This is a genomic window from Pseudomonas sp. GM30 (genome assembly GCF_000282275.2).
GTDB lineage: Bacteria > Pseudomonadota > Gammaproteobacteria > Pseudomonadales > Pseudomonadaceae > Aquipseudomonas.
Map to the genome: position 1 here is coordinate 160,030 of NZ_AKJP02000029.1, position 25,364 is coordinate 185,393.

Below are 25,364 nucleotides of genomic sequence, written 5' to 3' on the forward strand. Positions count from 1 at the left end.
CCTACTCCTTGGCGACGCGTTTCATGTCCGCATCCATCATCATGCGGATCAGGGTGTCGAGGTCGGTTTTCGGCTTCCAGCCCAGTACGCGCTGGGCCTTGGCCGGGTTGCCGAGCAGCACTTCGACTTCGGCCGGGCGGAAGAACGCCGGGTCGATCTTCACGTAGTCGCGGTAGTTCAAACCGACGTGATCGAAGGCGATGCGGCACATCTCGCGCACGGTGGTGGTGACACCAGTGGCGACCACGAAATCGTCAGGCTTGTCCTGTTGCAGCATCAGCCACATGGCTTCGACGTAATCGCCGGCAAAGCCCCAGTCGCGTTTGGCGTCGATGTTGCCCAGGGCCAGTTCCTGCTGCTTGCCCTGTTTGATGCGGGCGGCGGCGTCGGTGACCTTGCGGGTGACGAATTCAATGCCGCGCAGTGGCGATTCATGATTGAACAGAATGCCGCTGCTGGCGTGCAGGTCGAAACTTTCGCGATAGTTGACGGTGATCCAGTGGCCGTAGAGTTTCGCCACACCGTAGGGGCTGCGCGGGTAGAACGGGGTGTTCTCGTCCTGTTGTTCGGCCTGGATCAGACCGAACATTTCGCTGGTCGAGGCCTGATAGAAACGCGTGTGCGGGCTGAACTGGCGGATCGCTTCGAGCAGGTGGGTCACGCCCAGGCCATCGACGATGCCAGTAGTCACCGGCTGATTCCAGGAAGCGGCGACGAAGCTTTGCGCAGCCAGATTGTAGACTTCGTCCGGCGCCGACTTGATCACCGCGCGCTGCACCGAGCAGGCATCGGCCATGTCACCGTCCAGATAGACGATGTCGCCTTCGACGCCCATCTCGCGCAGGCGCCAGCGCGAATCGCTGCTGCGCCGTGCGACCAGACCGTGAACCTTGTAGCCCTTGTCGAGCAGCAGTCTGGCCAGATAAGCGCCGTCCTGGCCGGTGATCCCTGTGATCAGTGCACTTTTCATTCTTGTCGTACTCGCTGCTCCCAGTCGGACAGGATCGCCCGCAGGGATTGTTGTGTTGTAATTTTCGGCGTCCATCCCGTGGTCTGGGCGAGCCTTGCGTGACTGCCGCAAACGCGGCGCTGATCCGCACGGCGCATGCGCGCCGGATCCTGCACCAGTTGCAGGTCGACCTCGGCCAGATCGCCCAGCTGTTCGATCAGACTGCGGATGCTTTGCTCGCGGCCCGAGCAAATGTTGTAGACCTGCCCCGGCGTGCCCTTTTCCAGCAGAGCGAAATACGCCGAGATCACATCGCCGACATCGAGAAAGTCCCGCGTGACGTCAATGTCGCCGACTTCCAGTTGCGGGGCTTGCAGGCCCTGTTTGATGCGGTTTATCTGGCGTGCAGCACTGGCGATGACAAAGTTGTCTTTCTGCCCGCTGCCGATATGGTTGAACGGCCGCGCCACCAGCACTGGCCAGCCTTCGCTCAGGCCCCATTGCAGGCAGAGGAATTCCGCCGACAGTTTGCTCACGGCGTAGGGATTGCGCGGGCAGGGCGGTTGCAGTTCAGTGATGGGCAGGGCGCTTTCGGCAACCTGACCATAGACGTCGCCGGAGCTGACATACAGGAAAGTCCCCTGGAACCCGCGCGCCTTGAGCGCCTGTAACAGATTGAGGGTACCCAGCAGATTGATTTCGAGCGTGCGGGCCGGATCGCGAAAGGCTTCGGGAACGAAGGTCTGGCCGGCCAGATGAATCACCGCGTTGGGCAATTGTGGCCACAGGTCGACGAGACTGGCAGGTGCCGTGAGATCGTAGGGTGCAGCGGCACGCAGCAGTTCCCATGTCGAGTCAGGCTGAGCCAGACGCGACTGGAGATGTTGTCCCACGAATCCACTGAGGCCCGTGATGAACAGACGCTTTTTCAAACAGCGACCCCTTGGTCTTGAACTTTCGCCACTTTCCCACAGGCTTTGAGGAGAAGTCTGTCAGGCCGGATGAAAAGACCGACATGACGGCAGGCGAAGTCGTTGTTGTAGTTGTTTGTTACCAATCTGTGCCAAATGCGCAGCAATTTCAACAGCGCAAACCGTGACCGGTCAGTTCTCGTCAGCGTAGCCGGATTTATTCTCGTCGGGCGGTTCCCGGATTCGCGACGGATGTGTTTAGAATGGCCATCGTCGCCATCTCCTCAGGTTCGTCGGGGTTGTTGCGCAACAGGGTGAAACCAGCCACTAAAACAAGAACGAAGACGAGCTCCATGACGAAGGACGAGCAGCGGTGATCCCGACTCGCTCCAGCGCTTGGCCGTCATAGCGTGAAACCGCCGGGATGGTGGTTGCACCGTGGGATGCCATGAATTTCATTCTTTACTCGGACGTCAACGACCGCTCCATCAGCCAGAGCCTGGGGCGTCCGGAATACAGCTATTACTTCGTGCTCAAGGCCTACCGTCCTGTGCTGGAAAGCCTTGGGCAAGTGCACGTGGTGTCGTCGGCGGCGGAAGTCGACCCGCTGTACCGCCAGTTGCAACTGGCCGGTCAGGACTGTCTCTTCCTTTCGTTCGCTCCGCCGCATAAAACTCCGACCGACCTGCAATGTCCGGTGGTCTGCGTGATTGCGTGGGAGTACGACTCGATCCCGGTCGACCCTCATCAAGAAGATGCCCGCCATGACTGGAGCCGGATCCTGGCCCGTCACGGTCGGGCGATCACCTTGTCCAGCCACACCGCAGAGGCCATTCGCCGGACCATGGGCGAAGATTTCCCGGTCCTGGTGTTGCCGACGCCTTTGTGGGAAGGCTTCGCCGGGGTGCGTCGGCAGTTCCCGCCTGCTGCGGTGAACCCAGGGGCGGTGTTGCAGATCAAGGGCTGCATCATCGACAGCCGAGCCCTCGGCTTGTCCGCCGATGGGTTGATTGCACCCACGCCCAACGAGCCGGCAGTGGAGGCCCGCGAGCCGGTCGACGTCGCTGCGCCGTCCGAACCTGTCCCACCACCACCGGAACTGACCCTGCGCCGGCGCGCATTCATCACCAAGCATTACTTGCGCGAAGGCTGGCGAGCGACAGCGGCCTCCAACGAACACCGACCGCTGTTTCTGCTCAAGCACAACCTGCTGCAGTGGTATCGCGAAGCCGTTCGCGATTTGCTGCCGGTCGCTCTGCGCCGCCAGCTCTTCCGGTTGCGTACGCCAGCCCCTGAACCGTTGCCGCCAGCGGTCACTGTCGAAGCACCGACGGTGGCCGAGCACCCACAGGCCTGCCTGCCGGACACCAGTGCCACGCTGCAGGCCGAGGTCAGCGGCGTGGTGTATGTGAGCGTGTTCAACCCCGAAGACGGGCGCAAGAACTGGCACCACCTGATCACGGCTTTCTGCTGGGCCATGCGCGATGTCGAAGATGCCACGCTGGTGTTGAAGATGACGCAGAACGATCTGGCAACCTATTACGTGCACCTGATCACCTTGTTGTCGCAGCTGTCGCCGTTCTCATGCCGGGTAGTGGTCATGCACGGCTATCTGGAAGACGAAGAGTTCGCCAGGCTTTACGGAGCGGCCAGTTTCTACGTCAACGCGTCGCGCTGCGAAGGGCTGTGCCTGCCGCTGATGGAGTTCATGTCCTGCGCGCGTCCGGTGATTGCGCCGGACCATACGGCGATGCATGACTACATCGACGAGCGTGTCGGTTTCATCGTCAAGTCCAGCCGTGAGCCGACCATCTGGCCGGACGATGTGCGGATCCTCTACCGCACCCTGCGCCATCGCCCGGACTGGGGCTCGTTGAAAACCGCCTATGAAAACAGTTACGCCATGGCCAAGAACGATACACAGGCCTATCAGGCCATGGCGTTGGCGGCCAATGAACGCATGCGCGAGTACTGCAGTTTTGCTCCAGTGCAGCAGCGTCTGGCGCAGTTTTTTCAACTGACGCCGAGTGCAAGCCCAGAGCTGATCGCCGAGGCGGGGGCTGCATCATGCTGATCATCATTCATTCCGAAACCAACAAGAGCAACATCCAGCAGAACCTCGGCCGGCCCGAATACAGCTACTACTTTGTCCTCAAGGAATTCCGTCCGGTGCTGGAGCGCCTCGGGCAAGTGATTGAAGTGAGTAACCCGGACGAGTTGGTCGATCGCCTGTACTTCGATTGCCTGAGTCGTGGCGAGGCGTGCGTGTTTCTGTCGTTCTCGCCGCCGCATCGCACGCCGATCCATTACGCCTGCCCGACCATCCCGGTATTTGCCTGGGAGTTCAGCACCATCCCCACCGAAAGCTGGCACGGCGAACCGCGTCACGACTGGCGCGTGGTGTTGAACGCCTGCGGCATGGCGATTACCCATTCGAGTTTTACCGTTGACGCCGTGTGTGAAGTGATGGGCGCGGACTACCCGATCTGCGCGATTCCCGCGCCAGTGTGGGATCGCTTCGCCGCCCGCGGTGCGCAGTTACGCAAGCAGCCAGTGGTCGAAGCGGTGCAGTTGAAGCTGCGCGGTCTGCTGCTCGACAGCCGCACGGTGGATCTGCGCCCCTACGGTCCGCCCGGGTTGTGCGAAGGTACGCCGCTGTCGTTTGCCGGGCCGCCGCAGGACTGCCAGTTGCAACTGGACGGCGTGGTCTACACCTCGGTGTTCAACCCGTATGACGGGCGCAAGAACTGGCAGGACATGCTCAGCGCCTTCTGCACCACGTTCCGTGAGGTCGCCGATGCGACCCTGGTGCTGAAGCTCACGCACCATGACATCGCCAATGCCCTGAGCGACATGCTGCATCACCTGTACAAGAACCAGTCCTACCAGTGCCGGATCGTGCTAATTCACGGTTATCTGGCGGACGCCGATTACGAGGCGCTGGTGCAGGCCACCAGCTACGTGGTCAACAGCTCCTATGGCGAAGGCCAGTGCCTGCCGCTGATGGAGTTCATGTCCTGTGGCAAACCGGCCATCGCCCCGTTGAACACGGCCATGGCCGACTACGTGGACAGCGATAATGCGTTCATCGTCGCTTCCACCGAGGAGCTGACGGCCTGGCCCCATGACCCACGGGCGGCCTATCGCACCTTGCGCTACATGACCGATTGGGACTCACTGTGCGCGGCGTATCGCGACAGTTATGCGGTGGCGAAAAACGATGTCGAGCGCTACGCGCGGATGTCCGAACATGCCGTGCACAACCTGCAGAAATTCTGCAGTCAGGCGAGCGCTGAAGAGCGTCTGCGGACGTTTTTTGCCCAGCGTGCGCAAGCCATCAAAGCGTTGTCCGTGGAAGCCGCGAGCGCATGATCCGGCGCCTGTTTGCACGCCTGCGTCCCGCGCCCTTGCCTGTTGCACCTGAGCCGCCCGGCCAGGTTTCGCCACGGGATGTGGGGTTGCATGACGCGATCCTCGACGGCTGGTTTTTGCCCGACAGTGGTGAATTGCTCAAGGGCTTCGCGATCACCGCTGACGACACCTTGCTCGACGTCGGTTGTGGCGAGGGCGTGGCGACGCTGTTCGCGGTGCGACAGGGCGCCTCGGTAATCTTCACCGACAGCGAACATGACAAAGTTCGCGATCTGGCGCGGCAGGTTGAGGCGCAGAGCACCAAGCCGAATCTGGGGCTGGTCAGCAACAGCCTGCCATTGCCGCTGGCCGCCGGTTGCGCGAGCAAAGTGGTGTGCATGGAAGTGCTGGAGCACATCGACCAGCCCGAACCGTTCATGGCCGAACTGGTGCGCATGGGCCGCCCCGGTGCGCAGTACCTGCTGAGTGTTCCGGCACCGGTAGGCGAGCATCTGCAACAGGGCATCGCCCCGGCGAGTTATTACCAGACACCGAATCATGTGCAGATTTTCACCGAGCAGCGCTTTGCCGAACTGGTGGAGAACGCCGGGCTGGTGATCGAGCATCGACAGGCCAGCGGGTTCTTCTGGGTGATGGGCATGATCTTTTTCTGGGCCAGCGAGCGCGCTGCCGGCCGTGACCTCGGTGGCGCGGTACGCGACCGGATTCAGGCGCCGTACCCGCCGTTGATGGAAAGCTGGGCGCGTACCTGGCAAGACCTGCTGGCGCAGCCCGACGGTTTGGCGATCAAGCAGATGCTCGACCGCTTCATGCCCAAAAGTCAGGTGATCATCGCCCGCAAGCCATTGGCTGGCGTAGCCCGGAGTCAGCCATGAGCGCCAGGCGGATCATGGACATCGAGGTGCTGCGTGCCATCGCCGTCCTCGGCGTGCTGTTCCATCACCTCCAGGGCAGCCTGTTCACCGACACGGTGCCGCTGCTGGAAAACATCCACGTCTGGGCGCAACCGTGGTGGGGCGTCGATCTGTTTTTCGCGATCTCTGGCTTCGTCATCGCGCGCAGCCTGATCCCCGCGCTACAAGGCTGCACGACGCGTCAGGAGTACTGGCAGCAGACGCGCAATTTCTGGCTGCGGCGGGTGTTTCGCCTGTTGCCGTCGGCCTGGCTGTGGCTGGCGCTGATACTCCTGGCGTGTGTGTTTCTCAACCGCTCCGGTGCCTTTGGCAGCTTGCATGCCAACCTGCAGGCGACGCTGGCGGGGGTGTTGCAGTACGCCAATTTCCGTTTTGCCGACAGCTTCTTTCATTACGAATACGGCAGCAGTTTCGTTTACTGGAGCCTGGCGCTGGAGGAGCAGTTTTACCTGCTGTTTCCGCTGCTGATTGTGCTGTGCCGCAAGCATCTGGTCTGGGCCTTGCTGGCACTGGTCGCGGTGCAACTGTTCACCCTGCGCACGCCGTTGCTGATGGTGGTGCGCACTGATGCGCTGGCGCTCGGCGTGCTGCTGGCGCTGTGGAGTGCGCAACCTTCTTGGCAGCGCTGGCAGCCGACGTTTCTGCGGCGGCCGTGGGCCGGGGTTTCAGTGTTGATCGGCGTGGCACTGCTGATGAGTTTCATGGCCACCGACCGTTTCACCTTCGCGCCTTATCGCATCGGCTTGATTGCCGTGCTCGGCGCGCTGCTGGTGTGGATAGCCTCGTACAACCGCGATTACCTGCTGCCGGCAGGCCACCTGCAACGGCTGATGGCGTGGATCGGCAGTCGCTCCTACGGCATTTACCTGATTCATATCCCGGCCTACCTGCTGGTGCGGGAGCTGATTTTCCGCTTGCAGGCTGCCGGTCTGCCGAGCCCGGCCGGGCACCCGATTCTCACCTTGCTGATCGCCTGCGGCCTGATCGTGCTGCTCAGCGAGCTGAACTACCGCTTCATCGAAATGCCGATGCGCAATCGCGGTGCCGCTTTGGTGCAGCGCCTCGATACGTCCCGAACTGCCGTTTCAACTCCCGGAGCCACCTCATGCTGAGCCTCTTGAAAAAACTCACGGCGGCGACGCCTGCACCGGCCCCCGCGCAACCTGCCGCCCTGGTGGCGGACAAGGTCGATCCATACATGCTCGGCCTCTACGACGCCAAGCTCAGCGGCTGGTTCAATCAGGAGACCGGTGAGCTGTTCAAGGGCTTCCCGGTGACTGCCGATGACACCTTGCTCGATGTCGGCTGTGGTGACGGCGGCAACGTGCATTTCTGCGGCATGCGCGGGGCGAAGATCATCATTGCCGACATCGATGGCGCCAAGGTCGAGGCGACTCGCCAGCGCCTGAGCGATACCCCGGCGCGCAGCGTCGAGTGCCACGTCACCGACTGCAATCCGTTGCCGATTGCCGACGGCACCGCCACCCGGGTGGTCTCCACCGAAGTCATCGAACACGTCGACGACCCGGCGCAGTTTCTTGCCGAGCTGGTGCGGGTCGGCCAGTCCGGTGCGCTGTACCTGTTGAGCGTGCCGCACCCAAGCTCTGAAGATTTGCAGAAGGACATTGCGGCGCCGGAGTATTTCCAGAAGCCCAACCACATTCGCATCATCAGTGAAGAGCAGTTCAAGACGATGGTCAGCGACGCCGGGCTGGAGATCATCAGCCACAGCCAGTACGGGTTTTACTGGTCGATGTGGATGCTGCTGTTCTGGGAAGCCAAGGTCGATTTCAGCAACCCGGATCATCCGTTGCTCGAGCATTGGGCCAACACCTGGCAAGCGGTGCTCGATTCGCCCCGGGGTGCGCAGATCAAGCAGGCGCTGGACGCGGTGGTGGCGAAGAGTCAGGTGATCATTGCCCGCAAGCCCTGAGTCACTCCTACAGGGATTTGTGTACCCTGCATTTTTGTACCGGCAGGGAATAGGCATTTGATGCGGTTTGGCTTTTCGATTTTGATCGCGGCGCTGCTGCTCGCTGCTTGCGAGCGGCATGACGCCCCCGCCCTCGATCAGCAACTTTACGTCTGGCAACGCCAGTGGACGTCCGCCCATGAGCTCGCGCTGAAAGACAGCCGCGAGGACTTCTCGACCTTGCGTGTGCTGGCCTTGCAGGCGTTCCCCAATGACGGCTGGCATCGGGCGCGTATCGATGCGCCGTTGCTCCAGCACGATGGTCGGCCTCTGATTGCGGTGATTCGCCTCGATGGTCAGCTCAAGGGGCTGGATCAGGCACAGGTCACGGATCGGATTCTTCAGGTTGTTGCCGACTGGCAGGCGCAGGGGCTGACCCTGAGCGGCGTCGAGATCGACCATGATGCGGGTAATGCGCGTCTGCCGGAATACATCGAATTCCTGACACATCTGCGCTCCGCGTTGCCCGCATCGTTGCCGCTGAGCATCACCGCGCTGCCGGCGTGGCTCGGCAGTTCACAGCTGCCGGCATTGTTGACCACAGTCGACAGCAGCGTGCTGCAGGTGCATGCCGTCAGCGATCCGCGACGCGGCTTGTTCGACCCCGAGCAGGCTCGGCGCTGGACCAGCGCCTGGGGCAAAATCAGCAGCAAACCCTTCTATCTGGCGTTGCCGGCCTATGGCGTGGCGTTGCTGCCAGATGCCGGCGGTGCCCCGGTAGTGGAGAGCGAAGTACCGGTCGAGCGTGATGGGCAACGCCGGGAACTGCTCGCCGATCCGTTGCAACTGAGCCAACTGGCAAAAGAGCTGCGCGAGGACCCGCCGGCGCATCTGGCCGGGTTGATCTGGTTTCGTCTGCCGCTGGCCAATGATCGCCGCGCCTGGAGTCTGACCACGTTGCGCGCCGTGGCCCGTGGCGATGCGTTGAGCAGCCGGTTCGGCCTGACGTTCAGCGACCACGATGGCCTGCAAGACATTGCCCTGCGCAATGTCGGAAACCTCGACAGTGCCTGGCCCACGCGCATCACCGTCAAGGCCAGCGCTTGCGAAGGCGCCGATGCGCTCGCCGGTTACTCGTTGCAACAGAGCGCGGATCTGCTTACCTTCACCCGCCTGCGCGACGGTCGTCTGCCGGCGGGCGGACAACGCGCCATCGGTTGGGCGCGCTGTGCATTTATTGATCAAGGAGGTTCGCATGTTGACCCGTAACTGGCCCCGCCATCTGCTCTGCCTGAGCCTCAGCCTGCCGCTGGGTTCGGCGCTGGCCTGCGGCCCGGACTTCCCGATGCGCCTGCTCGACAATCGCGGGCAAAGCCTGGCCGAGCTGCCGGAGGGCAACTTCAACTTCGAGATCAGCCGCCTGGGCAAGACCATTGCCGGGCTGAAGAACGTGACGGCGGCGACGCACAATCCCGACGATCTGTACGGCGACGAGAACGAGCCTGCTGCGGTGCGCGAAAAAGCCGAGCAGTTCGGTCTGAGCGCCGAGCAACAGGCGTTGGTCAAGCAACTGCGCGGTCTGAGCGATGCGCGTCAGGTCGAGGCGCAAGGCGCCAGCCTGCCAGCGGAAATCCGCTTGTACGTGGCCGGCGCGGTGGCGTTTGCCACCGGCGATCATCCGCTGGCGATCGAATATTTCAACAAAGTGCTGGCGCTGCCGGCCGATCAGCGTCCGCTGCGCAGCACCTGGGCGGCGTACTCCCTGGGCCGCACCTGGTTTGCCATGAGTGCCGAAGCAAGCGATGCCATCGAAGCGCTGGAGAGCGCGCGCGAAGCGTTTCGCCAGGCCCGACAGATGAGCATCGATGGCTTCAGCGATCCGCTGGAACTCGGTGTGGCCAGCCTCGGTGAGGAGGCGCGGGTGCTGCGCAACGCCGGCGACTGGAGCGGCGCCATCGAGCTGTATGAGGCGCAGAACCTGCACGGCTCGGCCGTGGGTTACACCTCGCTGAAACAACTGATGAACGAGCTGGCCGAACTGCCCGAGCCGCAACTGGCCAAGTTGCTGGAGCGCAAGGCCGTGCAGCAACTGGTTACCGCTTCGTTGATCAGCCGCATGGGCTGGTCATTCGACGAACAACCGCCGAACGAGAAAAAGCTCATCAAGCTGCTGCAGGACAGCACCCGTGGCAGCCTGGAAAACGCCGATCGGCTGGCAGCGATGAATTATCAACAGGGTGATTACGCCAGCGCCAAGGCCTTCCTTGAAAACGCCGGTGACGGCGGACTGGCGTGGTGGCTGCGGGCGAAACTGGCAGTGCGTGACGGCGATAAAAATGCCGCGGCTGCCGCCTATGCCAAAGCCGCGCAGGCGTTCCCGCAGAGCGAAGATTGGGGCTACCGGCGTACTCCGGACTGGGACTTTGAAACCGTTCAGCCGAAATGCCGGGTCGAGGGTGAGAGCGCGATTCTCGCGCTGCAACGCGGCGAATACCTGCAAGCGTTCGTCCAGTTGTATCGCAGCAACAGCATCTATTGGTTCGACGCGGCGACGGTGGCCGAGCGCGTGCTGACGGTCGATGAACTCAAGCGCTACGTCGATGACAACGTGCCGGCGCCACCGGCGCTGACTCAGCAGCAACGCGACAACTACGTGCCGCTACCGGTCGCCGCCAGCCTGCGCAATCTGCTGGGCCGGCGCTTGCTGCGCGAGGGTCATTACGAGGAAGCGGTCGGCTATTTCGACAATCCCGATCTGCAGCACAAGGCCCGTCTGTACGGCGAGCAACGCATGAAGGCCGACGCTGCGTGGTGGCCGACCAGACGCGCCAGTGCCTTGTACAACGCGGCGTGGACCGCGCGTGAATGGGGCATGGACATTCTCGGTTACGAGATGGCGCCGGACTACGCGACGTTTGGCGGCAACTACAGCCTGGAAAACACCGAGCTTAAAGTCGGGCCGCTGGTGGCCGAGGACGAAGTGAAGCGCCAGAAAGCCAGTGAAGCGCAGCCGGACGAGCGCTATCACTACCGTTTTGTCGCGACCGCGCTGGCCAGTCGGGCCGCTGATAATCTACCGCACACCAGCCAGGCGTTTGCCGCGGTGTTGTGTAACGCCGCGGGTTTCAACAGCAGCCTGGAAGAGCAGAGCGCGCTGTATCGACGCTACGTCAATGAAGGCCCGTACGTGCCGTGGGCGGTGGATTTCGGCAATCAGTGTCCGTACCCGGATTTCGAAAACGCCGACAAGCGTTACGTGACCCAGGTGACCGACGCGGTGCGCAATTCGTTGCGTCCGTACAAGTGGCCGGTGGTCGGTGTCCTGCTGTTGATCAGTGCTGGCGCGCTGGTGTTGTTCAGTCGTCGGCGCAAGACTCGCAAACCCTAGGCCTGCTGGATAAACGTCAGGCGCACGGCGAAGCCGATCAGCAGGCTGCCAAACAGCCACTGCTGAACGCGCTGGGCGGTTGGGCTGTGTTGCAGCCAGCGGCCCAGCGCCGCGCCGGTCAGGGCATAGGCACTGTCGAACAGCAGCCCGATGCCCACCAGCAACGCGCCGAGGGTGGCAAATTGGGTCAGCACCGCTGCGCCGTCATTGACGATGAATTGCGGCAACAGCACCGAGCAGAACAGCAGCGCCTTGGGATTGAGCAGATTGGTCAGCAAGCCACGGCGAATCGCCTCGCGCCATTGTCCCTGGGTGTCCGTCACGGCAGTTGCAGTGAGGTTCGGCAACAACGTACTGCGCAGGCATTGAACGCCGATCCACAGCAAGTACGCCGCGCCCGCCAGACGCACCAGATCAAACGTCCACGGCGCTGCCTTGAACAGCGCGGCCAGACCCAACGCCGCCAGCGCCACATGACAGCCCCGGGCAATCGCCAGACCCACGGCAGTCGCCAGTGCTGCGCCGCGACCCTGGCGGGCGCCGGTTTGCAGTAGCAGGATCATGTCCGGCCCGGGCAACAGAAAGACCACCGCCAGTGCCAGAAAAAACAACCCGATATTTGCCATGTCGCCGCCCTTTCGTTATCGATTCGGTGAGCAAAGTTTATGGCGCAAGGCCGGAGCAGGTGCTTGCGAAGTCAGCTTCAAAAAGCCTCATGATTGGCATAACCTGCTTTCTTTTTGCGCCTTGACCATCAGGATCTGCCAAACATGAAACTCGACGCCTTTGACCGCAAGATTCTCGCCGCGCTGCAGCGCAACGGACGCTTGAGCAACGTCGAGCTGGCGGACGAGATCGGCCTGTCGGCGTCACCGTGCTTGCGCCGGGTGCGGATGCTGGAGGAGGCCGGGGTGATTCGCGGTTACCAGGCCAACCTGGATCGCGATGAGGTGGGGCTGGGGCTGACGGTGTTCGTCGGGGTCAAGGTCGAGCGCCACAACGATGAACAGGCCGAAGCCTTTTACGCAGCGGTCACGGCGCTGCCGGAGGTGATCTCGGCCTTCCTGGTGTCGGGGGAGTCGGACTTTCTGTTGCAGGTAGTGGTGCCGGATTTGCGCGCGTATGACCGCTTTCTCAGCGGCTGCCTGCTGAAGCTGCCGGGCGTGAGCGACATTCGCAGCAATTTTGCGATTCACACGGTGAAGACACCGGGGGCGTTGCCGTTGGGGCATCTGCCGCTGTAGAGCGGGTTGTCTTGATCGCGAGCAGGCTCACTCCTACATTTGAGCGAAGTCCTCCAGCAGGAACACGGTCAACTGTGGGAGCTGGCTTGCCAGCGATAGCGATGTGTCAGCGACCGCAACGGTTACAGGACTGACGCCATCGCTGGCAAGCCAGCTCCCACAGGGTTTGGGTGACCATCTACATCTGCGTCGCCATCCCCTCGACATTCATCGCCGCCTGACGCAGCGCCTCGGAGCGGGTCGGGTGCGGATGGCAGGTCAGCGCAATGTCTTCGGCCGAGGCGCTGAACTCCATGGCCACGCAGTATTCACCGATCATTTCGCTGACACTCGGGCCGACCAGGTGCACGCCGAGTATTTCGTCCGTGCGTTCGTCGGCGAGGACTTTGGCAAAACCTTCGGTTTCATGGTTGATCTTCGCCCGGCTGTTGGCGGTGAAGGGGAATTTGCCGACCTTGTAGGCGCGGCCTTCGGCCTTGAGCTGCTCTTCGGTCTTGCCGACGCTGGCCAGCTCCGGGCGTGTGTAGATGACGTTGGGAATCAGCTCGTAGTTGACCTCGCCGGCCTTGCCGACGATCTGTTCCACGCAGGCCATCGCTTCGTCTTCGGCCTTGTGTGCGAGCATCGGGCCGGAGGTTACGTCACCGATCACCCACACGCCCGGCGCCTCGGTGCGGTGCTGGCGGTTGGCAAGCATGCCGCGCTTGTCGGTACTCAGGCCGACATTCTCCAGGCCCAGACCCTTGGTGTACGGACGTCGGCCGATGGCGACCAGCACGTAGTCGGCTTCCAGTAACTCGGTGCTGCCGCCCGCAGCAGGTTCGACGCTGAGCTGTACGCCGCTGGACGAAGTCGTGGCGCTGGTGACCTTAGAACTCAACTTGAAGCTGATGCCTTGCTTGCTCAGCGAGCGCTGCAAGGTTTTGCCGGCCTCGCCATCGACACCGGGGCAGATGCGGTCGAGGTATTCGACCACGGTCACCTGGGCACCGAGGCGGCGCCACACCGAACCCAGCTCCAGGCCGATCACCCCGGCGCCGATCACCACCAGATGCTTGGGCACTTCGCTCAGCGACAGCGCGCCGGTGGAGTCGAGAATGCGCTGGTTGTCGATCTCGACGCCGGGCAGGGGTGTGGGTTCAGAGCCGGTGGCGATGATGATGTCCTTGGCGCTCAGTTCGGTCTTGTTGCCTTGCTCGTCGGTCACCGTGACTTTGCCCGGGCCGTCGATGTGGCCCCAGCCCTTGATCCAGTCGACCTTGTTCTTGCGAAACAGAAACTCGATGCCTTTGGTCAGGCCGCCTACGCTTTCGTCTTTCTGTTTCATCATTTGCGCGAGGTTGAGCGTGGGTTTGACCTCGATGCCCAGGTGGGCGAATTCCGCCCCTATCGCCGCGTCGTACAGCTCCGAAGCATGCAGCAAGGCCTTGGACGGCATGCAACCGACGTTAAGGCAGGTGCCGCCGAGGGTAGCGCGTCCTTCCACGCAGGCGGCTTTCAGGCCCAGCTGGCCGGCGCGGATCGCCGCGTTATAACCACCGGGGCCGCCGCCCAGAATGACCACGTCGTAATTGCTCATGCTGTTACTCCAGGTTGGGAATACCGATCGCTGAAAATAGTAGGCGGATAAAATTACGAACGTAATATGTGCGTTTCCGGACATTTCGGTCAAGGCTTCAGGCAAGCGACAGGTTGCGCATCTTTAGATAAGCGTATTTGTGTACGAATATTTCACGGATTTCGTTATATCGTAACGAATAAGCCGATGAACCAAAGGTGTTGGGGTGATATGCAAGTCGATCTGGATGTCGATGGCACGCAAGTGACCGGGTTGCCACGCTTTCAACAAGCGGCCACGCAGGGGCGACGATTGCGCCGCCTGGCCATCGGTCTCGGCGCATTGGCCGGGGCAGGGTGGGTGCTGGCGATGTTTGTCGGGTTGTTTGCCGCGCAATCGATATGGCCGGCATTGCTGGTGAATCTCGGTGCGGCGTTGCTGGTGCTGGTTGCCGGCCTGCAATCGGCATGGTGGGTGACGCAATGGCGTGCGCGGGTCATGCATCCGTTCGCCCATGAGCCGTTGAGCGAAGTCGATCCAACGGCACCTGAAGGCTGGTACGAGCGGCTGCTGGAGCGTCTGAGTCAGCGCAGTTTGCATCTGCTGGGGCAGATCGGCGCGGCCACGTTGTGGCTAAGCGGGTGGTCGGTGCTGGTGATGATCGGCATCGAACAGGTCTGGAATCTGGCGTTACCGCCCGCTGCGGTGGGGCTGTCGGCCACGGTGGGCGCGACGCTGATGTTGCTGTTGGGGTTCGGCTTGCTGGTGCTGGAGCGGCAATTGGCTCAGGAAAATCCGGCGCAGTGGCCGGAAGCCGGTTCGCTCGCGCAACTGACACGCGTTGCGATCATCAGTCTGGTAGTGGGCGCGTTATGTCTGTTATTTGCCAGCGAGGCTTCCGTGTGGCCAGTGCGCCTTGCGGTGTTGATCGGAATCTTGCCGGGATTGGTCGCGATTGAGTTGCTATTGCGTGCTGTTCTTTCTGTATTTAGCCCGCGTCGTGAACAGTTGGAACCGACTCTGCTGGCACGCAGTTTTGTCGCCGACATGCTGCGTTGGCCGCCGCAACCGCTGCTCGTCTTGCAGCACGAATTGCACAACCGCTTCGGCATCGATCTGCGCCAGATCTGGGCGTTCAGCTACATGCGGCGCGCCTTTCTGCCGGTGCTGGCGCTGGTGGCTGCCATCGGTTGGTTGCTGACCGGTATCCACGAAATCCCGCTGCAAGGGCGCGGCATTTACGAACGTTTCGGCAAACCGGTGCAAGTGTTCGGCCCCGGATTGCACGCCGGTTTGCCTTGGCCGCTGGGTCGGGTGCTCAGCGTCGAGAATGGCGTGGTGCACGAGTTGGCGACCAGCGTCGGCGATGCGCCTGCGCCGACACAGGCCGACCCCGCCGAAGGCCCGGCACCAATGACCGCCAACCGTTTGTGGGATGCCAGCCACGTCAACGACAAATCCCAGGTGATCGCCAGCAGCCGTGGCGATCAGCAGAGCTTTCAGATCGTCAACATGGACGTGCGCTTCGTCTATCGCATCGGGCTGCGTGACCAGGATGCCTTGGCGGCTACCTATAACAACGCCGATGTGCCGACGCTGATACGAAGTACCGCCAGCCGGATTCTGGTGCACGATTTTGCCTCGCGCACCCTCGACGGTTTGCTCGGTGCTGACCGGGTAGGGCTGGGCGAAGAAATCGGTCGTGCGGTGCAAGGCGATCTGCAGAAGCTCAACAGCGGCGTGGAGATTCTCGCCACCGTGGTCGAAGCGATTCACCCGCCAGCCGGTGCCGCCAATGCTTATCACAGCGTGCAAGCAGCACAGATCGGCGCGCAGGCGTTGATCTCCCGTGAGCGCGGCGCTGCGGCCGAAGCCAGTAATCAGGCGCAATTGCAGGCTAGCCTGGCCCGCGATCAGGCCAGTGCCAGCGCTCGTGAAATCAATGCGGCGGCGCAGGCGGCAGACCTGAAGTTCAGTGCTGAACAAAAAGCTTACGCCAGCGCGGGTCAGGCATTCGTGCTGGAGCAATACCTCAGCCAGCTCAGCCTCGGTCTGAGCAAGGCCAGACTGTTGTTACTCGACCACCGTTTAGGCGGCAGCAGCAATGCGCCGACCATCGACCTGCGTACGTTCACGCTGCCGGCTGATCCGACGCCCGCGCGCACCACCGCTCAACCAGGAGTTGCCCCTTGAGCCAGTCGCACACTCACGATTCCCATGACCACAGCGGCCACGATCACGGCCACGCCGGGCATCACCATCATCATGGGCATCATCACCATCACCACGGCGCGCCGGAAGAGGCGGGACCGTTCCCTTGGCGGCGCATGGGCTGGGCGGTGTTGCTGGTGGCGTTTGCCATCGCGGCGGCGAGCCTGGTGCAGGTGCGCTCGGGTGAAGCCACGGTCATCACCCGTTTTGGCAATCCGTCACGGGTGTTGCTTGAGCCGGGTTTGAGCTGGCGCTGGCCGGCGCCGTTCGAAGCGGCGATCCCGGTGGATCTGCGCCTGCGCACTACTTCCAGCGGTTTGCAGGATGTCGGCACTCGCGACGGTTTGCGCATCATCGTTCAGGCCTACGTGGCGTGGCAGGTGCAGGGCGACCCGGACAACGTGCAACGTTTCATGCGTGCGGTGCAGAATCAGCCGGACGAAGCGGCGCGGCAGATTCGCACCTTTGTCGGCTCGGCGCTGGAAACCACCGCCAGCAGTTTTGATTTGGCGGATCTGGTGAATACCGATGCCAGCAAAGTGCGTATCGCCGATTTCGAAGCGCAACTGCGTCAGCAGATCGATCAGCAACTGCTTGCCACTTACGGTGTGCGCGTAGTGCAGGTGGGTGTTGAACGCCTGACCTTGCCTTCGGTGACGCTCACGGCCACGGTCGACCGGATGCGCGCCGAGCGTGAAACAATCGCCACCGAACGTACCGCCATCGGCAAGCGGGAAGCTGCGCAAATTCGTTCTGCTGCCGAGCGCGATGCGCGAATTGTCCAGGCCGATGCCACGGTGAAAGCCGCAGAAATCGAAGCACAATCGCGGGTCGAAGCCGCGCAAATCTACGGTCGCGCTTATGCCGGTTCGCCGCAGCTATACAACCTGCTGCGCTCGCTCGATACCCTCGGCACCATCGTGACGCCGGACACCAAGCTGATCCTGCGCACCGACGCCGCGCCATTCCGTGTGCTGGTGGACGGCCCACCGAATGTCGAAAACAAATCCGGATCGCAGCCATGAGTGATGAAGTTCCACGTGGAACATATTCGCTGAGCAGTCCGTGGATTCAGGCCGGACGCCTGGCGTTTTTTGCCTTGTACGCGGTCACGGTGTTGGCCGCGTTGGCGTGGGCGTTTTCCAATGTGCGACAGATCAATCCGCAGAATCGCGCGGTGGTTCTGCACTTTGGCGCACTGCAACGCGTCCAGAATGCCGGGCTGTTGTTGGCCTGGCCGCAGCCGTTCGAGCAGGTGGTTTTGCTGCCGGCAGCGGATCGGGTGATTGAGCGTCGAGTGGAAAACCTGCTGCGCAGCAGTGAGGCGATCAAGGCTGATCGTGTGGCAACCTTCGCCACTCCGCTGAGCGATGCATTGGCCGGTTCCGGCTATTTGCTGACCGGTGACGCCGGCGTGGTGCAACTGGATGTGCGGGTGTTTTACAAAGTCACCGATCCCTATGACTTCGTGTTGCAAGGTGATCACGTTCTGCCGGCACTGGATCGGCTGGTCACCCGCAGCGCTGTGGCCCTGACCGCCGCGCGGGATCTGGACACGATTCTGGTTGCCCGACCGGAGTTGATCGGCGCCGATAACCAGGCAGCCGAACGTCGCGAACGACTGCGTGGTGATCTGGTTCAAGGCATCAACAAACGCCTGGCTGAACTGAAGGCGAGTGGGCAGGGCATCGGCATCGAGGTGGCGCGGGTCGACGTGCAGTCGAGTCTGCCCGATCCGGCCGTCAGCGCCTTCAATGCGGTATTGACCGCCAGTCAGCAAGCCGACAAAGCCGTCGCCAATGCGCGCACCGAGGCGGAAAAACTCACCCAGTCCGCGAACGAGCAAGCCGACCGCACGCTGCAAGTGGCCCACGCACAGGCAGGCGAACGCTTGGCCAAAGCCTCTGCCGACACCGCCACGGTAATGAGCCTGGCCAAGGCGCAGCAACAGGGCACCGACCCGCAGATGCTCCTGCGTCTATACCGCGAACGCATGCCGAAGATCCTCGGCCAGGCCGGGTCAGTGACCACGGTCGATCCGAAAGACGATTCCCGCCTGATCATTCAGGGAGCCAGTAAATGACTGCGACCACCGCTGCACCGAGCCTGTTGTCCTCGGCCGAACAGCGCCGCGCTGCACGACAATTGACCCTGGCGATGCTCGCCCTTGGCTTGCTCGGCCTTGGCCTGATCTGGCGCTGGCTGGTGCCGGAGCAAACCGGAGTCAGTCAGTTGCTGCTGGGTTTCGCCTCTTTATTGGTGGCGGTGCCGGTGATGCGTTCGGCGTGGTACAGCCTGCGTTATCCGAGCCTGCACGGCATCACCGATCAACTGATTGCGCTGGCGATGCTCGGTGCGTGGGCGACCGGGGATCTGCTGACCGCCGCGCTGCTGCCGATCATCATGATCTTCGGCCACGTGCTGGAAGAGCGCAGCGTGATCGGCTCGCAGGAAGCGATCCACGCCCTCGGCCAGTTGACCCGCAGCCACGCGCGCAAGATTCAGGCGGACGGTTCGATCATCGAAGTCGATAACGGCACGCTCAAACCCGGCGACACGGTAGAGGTGCGCGCCGGTGATCGGGTGCCAGCGGATGGCCGAGTGCTGTTCGGCCAGGCCAGCCTCGATACGGCATCGATCACCGGCGAGTCGGTGCCGGTGGAAACGGCGGTGGGCATGACGGTGTTCGGCGGCGCGATCAACCTCGACGGCTTGCTGCGCATTGAGGTGACCCGCACCGGCGATCAGTCGACGCTGGGTAAAGTCATCGCACTGATGCAGAACGCTGAGCGCTCGAAGCCACCCATCACCCGTTTGCTTGAACGTTATGCCGGCAGCTACATGGTGCTGGTGTTGCTGTTGGCGGCAGTGACCTGGTTTGTCACCCATGATGCGCAGGCGATGCTCGCGGTGCTGGTGGCGGCATGTCCCTGCGCCTTGGTGCTGTCGGCACCGGCCACGGCAATTGCCGGAGTGGCGGTCGCGGCGCGCCACGGCATTCTGATCCGCAGTTCGGCGTTTCTTGAGGAGCTGGCCGATCTCACCTCGCTGGTGGTCGACAAGACTGGCACGCTGACGTACGGGACCTTGCGTTTGCAATCGATCAGCAGCCCGCGTCTGGATCAGGCCTCGGTGATGGCTCTGGCCGCCAGTCTCGGCGCGGCCAGCAGCCATCCGGTCAGCCGGGCGTTGGCGGGGTTAGTCAGTCAAGAGCAGAGCCTGCCGCTGACGGACATTCACGAGCGCCAGGGCCTGGGTGTCGTGGCCATGACCGCGCAGGGTGAGGCGGCGCTGGGGCGTCCCGAACTGTTCGCGCAACTGGGCATCGTCACCACCAACGTTCCCGAGCACGACGGGCCGATTGCCGGGCTGGCGTTAAACGGCGAGTTTGTCGCCTGGCTGTTGCTGGCCGACAGCGTCAAACCGGAAGCGCGCTTTGCCCTCGCTGAATTGCGCGAACTGGGGCTGGGTCGCCAGCTGCTGCTGACCGGCGACCGCCAGAGTGTTGCGCAGACCCTGGCCTGCGAGGTCGGCCTGCAAGAGGTGGAAGCGCAAGCGCTGCCCGAGGACAAGCTCAACCGCGTGCTCAAGGAAATCGACAACGGTTTCCGGCCAATGGTGGTGGGTGACGGCATCAATGATTCGCTGGCGCTCAAGGCCGGTGTGGTGGGTGTGGCGATGGGCGCGGGCGGTGCCGACATTGCCCTGGCTTCAGCGGATATCGTCCTGATCGGCAGCGACCTGCGTCGCCTCGGCACCTGTGTGCGCCTGAGCCGCCAGTGCCGCAAGACCTTGCAGGTCAACGTGATCATCGGTCTGGGCTGGACACTGGCGATTGTCATCTTCGCCGCCTTCGGCTGGCTTGGTGCTGCCGGGGCGATGATCGCAGCGTTGCTGCATAACCTCAGTACGTTGCTGGTGTTGGGCAACGCCGGGCGCTTGCTGCGGTTTCAGGAGCCGTTGTTGAAACTTCAGGACTAGCTCACGCAAATTTGCGAACTGTCGAGGCGCAAAGCAGTCATCTGTGTAGGTGCTCTTGCCCGGGGCGCACTGCCGCCCTTGGGCGATCGCGGCTTATAGGGGCGGACTATCAAATCGATAGCCTGCTATTTTTCAAGGATGGTCTACCCTCAGATCTGACGTCTGAAACAAGGGGGATTTTCCATGCTCGCGCAACTTCCACCGGCCTTGCAGAATTTGCAGCTTCCACTTCGCCTGCGACTATGGGACGGCCATGAGTTCAATCTGGGCCCGGCGCCCAGCGTAACCATCGTGGTCAAGGACCCGACGATGGTCACTCAGTTCACCCATCCAAGCCTTGACGCGCTGGGGGCGGCGTTTGTCGAAGGCAAGCTCGAACTGGAGGGCTCGATCAGCGAGGTCATCCGGGTCTGCGACGAATTGAGCAGTGCCTTGCTCGACGAAGATGAAGGCGCCCAGCCTGTGCGAGCGGTGCACGATAAGGAAACCGACGCCAAAGCCATTTCCTACCATTACGACCTGTCCAACGAGTTCTACCAGCTGTGGCTGGACAGCGACATGGCGTATTCCTGCGCCTATTTTGAAACCGGCAGTGAAACCCTCGAACAAGCGCAACAGGCCAAGTTCCGGCACCTGTGTCGCAAGCTGCGTCTGCAGCCCGGCGATTACCTGCTGGATGTCGGCTGCGGTTGGGGTGGGCTGGCGCGTTTTGCGGCGCGGGAATTCGGCGCCAAAGTGTTCGGCATTACCCTGAGCAAGGAACAACTGGCACTGGCCCGCGAGCGCGTCAAAGCCGAGGGCCTGGAAGACCAGGTCGAACTGCAACTGCTCGACTACCGCGATCTGCCCCAGGACGGGCGCTTCGACAAGGTGGTCAGCGTCGGCATGTTCGAACACGTCGGCCACGCCAACCTCGCCGAATACTGCAAAGTCCTGTTTGGCGCGGTGAAAGAGGGCGGTCTGGTGATGAACCACGGCATTACCGCCAAACACACCGATGGTCGCCCGGTCGGGCGTGGCGCCGGGGATTTCATCGAGAAATATGTATTCCCCAATGGCGAGCTGCCGCACCTGGCAATGATCTCGGCCGAGATCAGTGAAGCCGGGCTGGAGATCGTTGACGTCGAAAGCCTGCGTCTGCACTACGCGCGCACGCTCGACCACTGGAGCGAGCGGCTGGAAGACAACCTCGAAGCTGCGGCGAAAATGGTGCCGGAACAGGCGCTGCGAATCTGGCGCTTGTATCTGGCTGGATGTGCATACGCCTTTGCACGGGGCTGGATCAATCTGCATCAGATTCTGGCGGTAAAAGCACATCCGGATGGCAGCCATGAACTGCCTTGGACCCGTGACGACATTTATCACCCTTGAGGCCTGATGACCGTTCGCTCATTCGAGCGAGCGGCCGGTCAAAGAATCGGTGAAATAAGCCGGGCGATCCGCATGCCGAGCTGTTGCAGGCGGTGGATCTCCCGGCTTTCTTCTTTGGCGACTTCATAAGCCTGCTCGAAGTCTTCGTTGAGCATCTGTTCCACGTGAGCGGCGAAGTCGCTGTCGACGGTCAGCAACATCACTTCGAAATTCAGCCGGAACGAACGGTTATCCAGATTGGCGCTACCGATGGCGCTGATTTCGCTGTCGATCAACACCACTTTCTGATGTAGGAAACCCGGTTCGTAGCGGAACACGCGCACGCCGGCGCGCACCGCTTCGAAGGCATACAGGCTGGAAGCAGCGTAGACGATGCGGTGATCGGGGCGTGAGGGCAGCAGCAGGCGCACGTCGACGCCGCGCAGCACCGCCAGACGCAACGCGGCGAATACGGCTTCATCGGGAATGAAGTACGGGCTGGTGATCCACACGCGCTCGGTCGCTGCGTGGATCGCTTCGACGAAGAACAGCGAACAGGTTTCGTAAGCGTCGGCCGGGCCGCTTGCCAGCAACTGGCAGAGCACGCCGTCATCCGGGTAAACGTCCGGCAGGATCAGCGGCGGCAACGTCCGTGCAGCCCAGAACCAGTCCTCGGCAAACGACTCCTGCATGCAGGCCACCACCGGCCCGCGCACTTGCACGTGGGTATCGCGCCAGGGCGCCAGCGGCGGCTTCTCGCCCATGTACTCATCGCCGACGTTGTGTCCACCGACAAAGCCGAGCACGCCATCGACCACGACGATTTTGCGGTGGTTGCGGAAATTCACCTGGAAGCGATTGAGCCAGCCGCTGCGTGTGGCGAAGGCTTTGACCTCGACACCGCCGTCGCGCAACGCCTGCACGTAGCTGTGGGGCAGGGCGTGGCTGCCGATCCGGTCGTACAGCAGATGGATCGCCACGCCTTCGGCGGCTTTTTTCAGCAACAGGTCGCGCAGGCGCTGCCCGAGGCGGTCGTCATGAATGATGAAAAACTGCACCAGTACGGCTTCGCGCGCTTGATCGATGGCACGGAAAATCGCCTCGAAGGTCGCGTTTCCATTCACCAGCAGCTGTACTTCGTTGTTTGCCAGGCATGGCATACGTCCCAGTTTGGGCATGGCGCGCAGCGAGGCGTAGGCCTTCGAGGCGCGGGCGGTGAGGGCTTCTTCGACCCACGGACGCCAGTTCAACTCGGAGATCGCCTGACGCATCTGTTCGTTGGCCTGACGGCGTGCCTTGATGTAGCCGTCGAAGGTGCTGCGGCCGAACACCAGATAAGGGATGAGCGTCAGGTAGGGAATGAAAATAAGCGACAATGCCCAGGCGATCGAGCCTTGGGCGGTGCGTACGGTCAGCACCGCGTGGATGGCGGCGATCAAGCCGAGGCTATGTATCAGGGCGATCAGATAACCGAAAATGTGCGGTCCAAAATAATCCATGGGGCAGCCTTGCTCCTGAAGACTCAATGCGTAACAGACCATGTTCCGAGGCGAATGTCGCTATTTAATTGGTGCATGAACCGAAGCAACCGGCCGACGTCTAACGGCCACTACTGATCAGGAGTTTTTCGATGAACGTTCGTCTGCTGGGTTTGGCGCTGGGCCTGGGTTTGGCAATGCCGCTGGTTGCGCAGGCGCAAATGCTGCAGCCGGGGCTATGGGAAATGACCTCGAGCAACGTCAAGGTCGATGACCAACCCATGGATGTGCAATCGATCCTTGGCCAGTTGCAAGGCCAGATGACCCCGCAACAGCGCGCGGCGCTGGAGAAGAACGGGATCAACATCGGCGGCAAGGGCATTCGTGCCTGCCTGACGCCGCAGCAAGTGGCGACTAACGACATTCCGCTGGCCGATCCGCAATCGGGCTGCAAACAGCAGATCACCGAGCGCACCGGCAACCAGTGGAAATTCCGCTTCAGTTGCCCGAAAGCGCAAGGCACCGGTGTCGCGACGTTCCTCAGTGATCGTGAGTTCACCACCGTGGCCAACGGTACATTCAATGCCATTGGCATTAATCAGAAGGGCAGCCTGGAAACCCGCGCGGTGTGGTTGGGTCAGGATTGCGGCACTGTGAAGCCGAGAGCTTAAAAGCTTCGCGAGCAAGCCCGCTCCCACAGGAATTGTGCTGTCCCTGTGGGAGCGGGCTTGCCCGCGAAGACGTCCTGTCAGACACCGGATCATTCAGCGCATAAACCGCAACGGCAACCCCTGACATCCTTCGTTGATACGCTGCTCCCGCCAGGCAATCTGCCCCGACACCAGCGTGGTATTCACCCGATAGCGGAAAGTCTTGTCAGCAAACGGCGTCCAGCCGCACTGCGACAGGATCGGTTGTCGCGACACTTCCAGAGCCGCTGGCTCGACCAGCACCAGATCCGCCCAATACCCTTCGCGCAAATAACCCCGATCCGGAATCGCAAACAGGTCCGCCACCCGGTGACTGGTTTTCGACACCAGCGTGGTGATTGGCAGCACGCCATCGGCCACCAATTCCAACAGCGCCGGCAAGGCGTGCTGCACCAGCGGCAAACCGGCAGGCGCTTCGGCATACGGGCGCTGTTTTTCTGCCCAGGTATGCGGTGCGTGATCGCTGCCGATGACGTCCAGTCGATTGCTCAGTAACGCCGCGCGCAAGGCGTCACGGTCGGTTCGGGTCTTGATCGCCGGGTTGCATTTGATCAGGTTGCCAAGTGCTGGATAGTCGCGCTCATCGAACAGCAGATGATGCAGGCAGACTTCAGCAGTGATGTGCTTTTGCGTGAGCGGCCTGTCCTCGAACAACTCGAGCTCACGGGCAGTGGTCAGGTGCAGCACGTGCAGGCGGGTGCCGTACTTTCTCGCCAGTTCCACGGCCAGCGACGAAGAGCGATAGCAAGCCTCGGCATCGCGGATCAATGCATGGATATTCGTCGGCAGGTGGTCGCCGAGGCGTTCGCGCAGACGTGCTGCATTGGCCTCGATGCTCGGTGTGTGTTCGCAATGCGCCAGCAGGATCGTCGGCACTTCGGCGAACAGACGCTCGAGAGTTTTCGGGTCATCCACCAACATGTTGCCGGTGGATGCGCCCATGAACACTTTGACCCCGGCCACTTCGCAGGGGTTGAGCGCGGCGACGGTGTCGAGGTTGTCCTGGCTCACGCCGAAGTGAAAGCCGTAGTTAGCCACCGAATTGATCGCCGCCCGACGCTTTTTATCCGCCAACGCTTCGAGGGTGAGGGTGGCCGGTCGGGTGTTGGGCATGTCCATGAAACTGGTGATGCCGCCCGCCACCGCAGCGCGCGACTCGCTATGAATACTGCCCTTGGCCGGCGCCCCCGGTTCGCGAAAATGCACCTGGTCATCAATCATCCCCGGCAACAGCCATTGACCTTGGGCGTCGATTTCCACGCGGGCATTTTCACCCTCGATGCTGCGCGCAATCTTGACGATGCGGCCATGACTGACCAGCAGATCGCCATCGTACTCGCGTCCTTCGTTGACCAGTCTGGCATTGCGAATCAGCACACTGCTCAT

Annotated in this window: 20 protein-coding genes; 14 read left to right on the forward strand and 6 right to left on the reverse strand. The window is 62.1% G+C overall.

Annotated elements, in window-relative coordinates:
• Position 1: 1 nt before the first annotated feature.
• Complete coding sequence (gene gmd / locus PMI25_RS22425) at positions 2-970, reverse strand: GDP-mannose 4,6-dehydratase (protein WP_007960806.1); 969 nt, start codon at positions 968-970, stop codon at positions 2-4.
• A complete protein-coding gene (locus PMI25_RS22430; protein WP_007960808.1) occupies positions 967-1,881 on the reverse strand; it encodes a GDP-mannose 4,6-dehydratase in 915 nt (304 codons plus the stop codon). Before PMI25_RS22430 ends, gmd begins: the two co-directional genes overlap by 4 nt.
• 427 nt (positions 1,882-2,308) lie before the next feature.
• Between PMI25_RS22430 and PMI25_RS22435 the strand changes: the two genes are divergently transcribed.
• From PMI25_RS22435 to PMI25_RS22465, 7 genes are read left to right on the forward strand one after another with little or no spacing between them, the layout of a single operon-like run.
• The gene (locus PMI25_RS22435; protein WP_045122174.1) at positions 2,309-3,934 is read left to right on the forward strand and encodes a glycosyltransferase; all 1,626 of its coding nucleotides are present in this window, start codon (positions 2,309-2,311) and stop codon (positions 3,932-3,934) included.
• Complete coding sequence (locus tag PMI25_RS22440; RefSeq protein ID WP_007960812.1) at positions 3,928-5,232, forward strand: glycosyltransferase; 1,305 nt, start codon at positions 3,928-3,930, stop codon at positions 5,230-5,232. The genes PMI25_RS22435 and PMI25_RS22440 overlap by 7 nt, the downstream gene beginning before the upstream one ends.
• Complete coding sequence (locus tag PMI25_RS22445; RefSeq protein WP_007960821.1) at positions 5,229-6,107, forward strand: class I SAM-dependent methyltransferase; 879 nt, start codon at positions 5,229-5,231, stop codon at positions 6,105-6,107. Before PMI25_RS22440 ends, PMI25_RS22445 begins: the two co-directional genes overlap by 4 nt.
• Complete coding sequence (locus PMI25_RS22450; protein ID WP_007960823.1) at positions 6,104-7,258, forward strand: acyltransferase family protein; 1,155 nt, start codon at positions 6,104-6,106, stop codon at positions 7,256-7,258. The genes PMI25_RS22445 and PMI25_RS22450 overlap by 4 nt, the downstream gene beginning before the upstream one ends.
• Positions 7,252-8,079, forward strand: a complete 828-nt coding sequence (locus PMI25_RS22455) for a class I SAM-dependent methyltransferase (protein ID WP_007960826.1) — start codon at positions 7,252-7,254, stop codon at positions 8,077-8,079. The genes PMI25_RS22450 and PMI25_RS22455 overlap by 7 nt, the downstream gene beginning before the upstream one ends.
• Before the next feature lie 60 nt (positions 8,080-8,139).
• Entirely contained in the window at positions 8,140-9,327 is a 1,188-nt protein-coding gene (locus tag PMI25_RS22460; RefSeq protein WP_007960828.1) for a DUF3142 domain-containing protein, read from the forward strand.
• Complete coding sequence (locus PMI25_RS22465) at positions 9,314-11,446, forward strand: hypothetical protein (RefSeq protein ID WP_007960830.1); 2,133 nt, start codon at positions 9,314-9,316, stop codon at positions 11,444-11,446. The genes PMI25_RS22460 and PMI25_RS22465 overlap by 14 nt, the downstream gene beginning before the upstream one ends.
• On the opposite strand, the gene PMI25_RS22470 is transcribed toward PMI25_RS22465, so the two are convergent.
• Positions 11,443-12,072: a LysE family translocator gene (locus PMI25_RS22470; protein WP_007960831.1), complete on the reverse strand. Its 630-nt coding sequence runs from the start codon at positions 12,070-12,072 to the stop codon at positions 11,443-11,445. The genes PMI25_RS22465 and PMI25_RS22470 overlap by 4 nt on opposite strands.
• 144 nt (positions 12,073-12,216) lie before the next feature.
• On the opposite strand from PMI25_RS22470, the gene PMI25_RS22475 reads away from it, so the two are divergent.
• A complete protein-coding gene (locus PMI25_RS22475) occupies positions 12,217-12,690 on the forward strand; it encodes an Lrp/AsnC family transcriptional regulator (protein ID WP_007960832.1) in 474 nt (157 codons plus the stop codon).
• A gap of 178 nt (positions 12,691-12,868) precedes the next feature.
• Here PMI25_RS22475 and lpdA read toward each other — a convergent pair whose 3' ends face one another.
• A complete protein-coding gene (gene lpdA / locus PMI25_RS22480) occupies positions 12,869-14,269 on the reverse strand; it encodes a dihydrolipoyl dehydrogenase (protein WP_007960833.1) in 1,401 nt (466 codons plus the stop codon).
• Between the two features lie 210 nt (positions 14,270-14,479).
• Between lpdA and hflK (PMI25_RS22485) the strand changes: the two genes are divergently transcribed.
• From hflK (PMI25_RS22485) to cfaB, 5 genes are all read left to right on the forward strand, one after another.
• On the forward strand, positions 14,480-16,441 hold the full coding sequence (gene hflK / locus PMI25_RS22485; RefSeq protein ID WP_007960834.1) for a protease modulator HflK: 1,962 nt from the start codon (positions 14,480-14,482) through the stop codon (positions 16,439-16,441).
• The gene (hflC, locus tag PMI25_RS22490) at positions 16,438-17,484 is read left to right on the forward strand and encodes a protease modulator HflC (RefSeq protein ID WP_007960843.1); all 1,047 of its coding nucleotides are present in this window, start codon (positions 16,438-16,440) and stop codon (positions 17,482-17,484) included. Before hflK (PMI25_RS22485) ends, hflC begins: the two co-directional genes overlap by 4 nt.
• A complete protein-coding gene (gene hflK, locus PMI25_RS22495) occupies positions 17,481-18,542 on the forward strand; it encodes a protease modulator HflK (RefSeq protein WP_007960844.1) in 1,062 nt (353 codons plus the stop codon). The genes hflC and hflK (PMI25_RS22495) overlap by 4 nt, the downstream gene beginning before the upstream one ends.
• Positions 18,539-20,440 carry a heavy metal translocating P-type ATPase gene (locus PMI25_RS22500; protein ID WP_007960845.1) on the forward strand — a complete coding sequence of 634 codons (1,902 nt, stop codon included), beginning with the start codon at positions 18,539-18,541 and terminating at the stop codon, positions 20,438-20,440. Before hflK (PMI25_RS22495) ends, PMI25_RS22500 begins: the two co-directional genes overlap by 4 nt.
• 183 nt (positions 20,441-20,623) lie before the next feature.
• The gene (cfaB, locus tag PMI25_RS22505; protein WP_007960846.1) at positions 20,624-21,811 is read left to right on the forward strand and encodes a C17 cyclopropane fatty acid synthase CfaB; all 1,188 of its coding nucleotides are present in this window, start codon (positions 20,624-20,626) and stop codon (positions 21,809-21,811) included.
• Positions 21,812-21,849: 38 nt separating this feature from the next.
• On the opposite strand, the gene cls is transcribed toward cfaB, so the two are convergent.
• Positions 21,850-23,289, reverse strand: coding sequence for a cardiolipin synthase (gene cls / locus PMI25_RS22510; protein ID WP_007960847.1), 1,440 nt, complete (start codon positions 23,287-23,289; stop codon positions 21,850-21,852).
• Positions 23,290-23,420: 131 nt separating this feature from the next.
• On the opposite strand from cls, the gene PMI25_RS22515 reads away from it, so the two are divergent.
• The gene (locus PMI25_RS22515) at positions 23,421-23,939 is read left to right on the forward strand and encodes a DUF3617 domain-containing protein (protein WP_007960849.1); all 519 of its coding nucleotides are present in this window, start codon (positions 23,421-23,423) and stop codon (positions 23,937-23,939) included.
• A 93-nt stretch (positions 23,940-24,032) separates the two neighbouring features.
• On the opposite strand, the gene PMI25_RS22520 is transcribed toward PMI25_RS22515, so the two are convergent.
• A complete protein-coding gene (locus PMI25_RS22520) occupies positions 24,033-25,364 on the reverse strand; it encodes a dihydroorotase (protein WP_007960851.1) in 1,332 nt (443 codons plus the stop codon).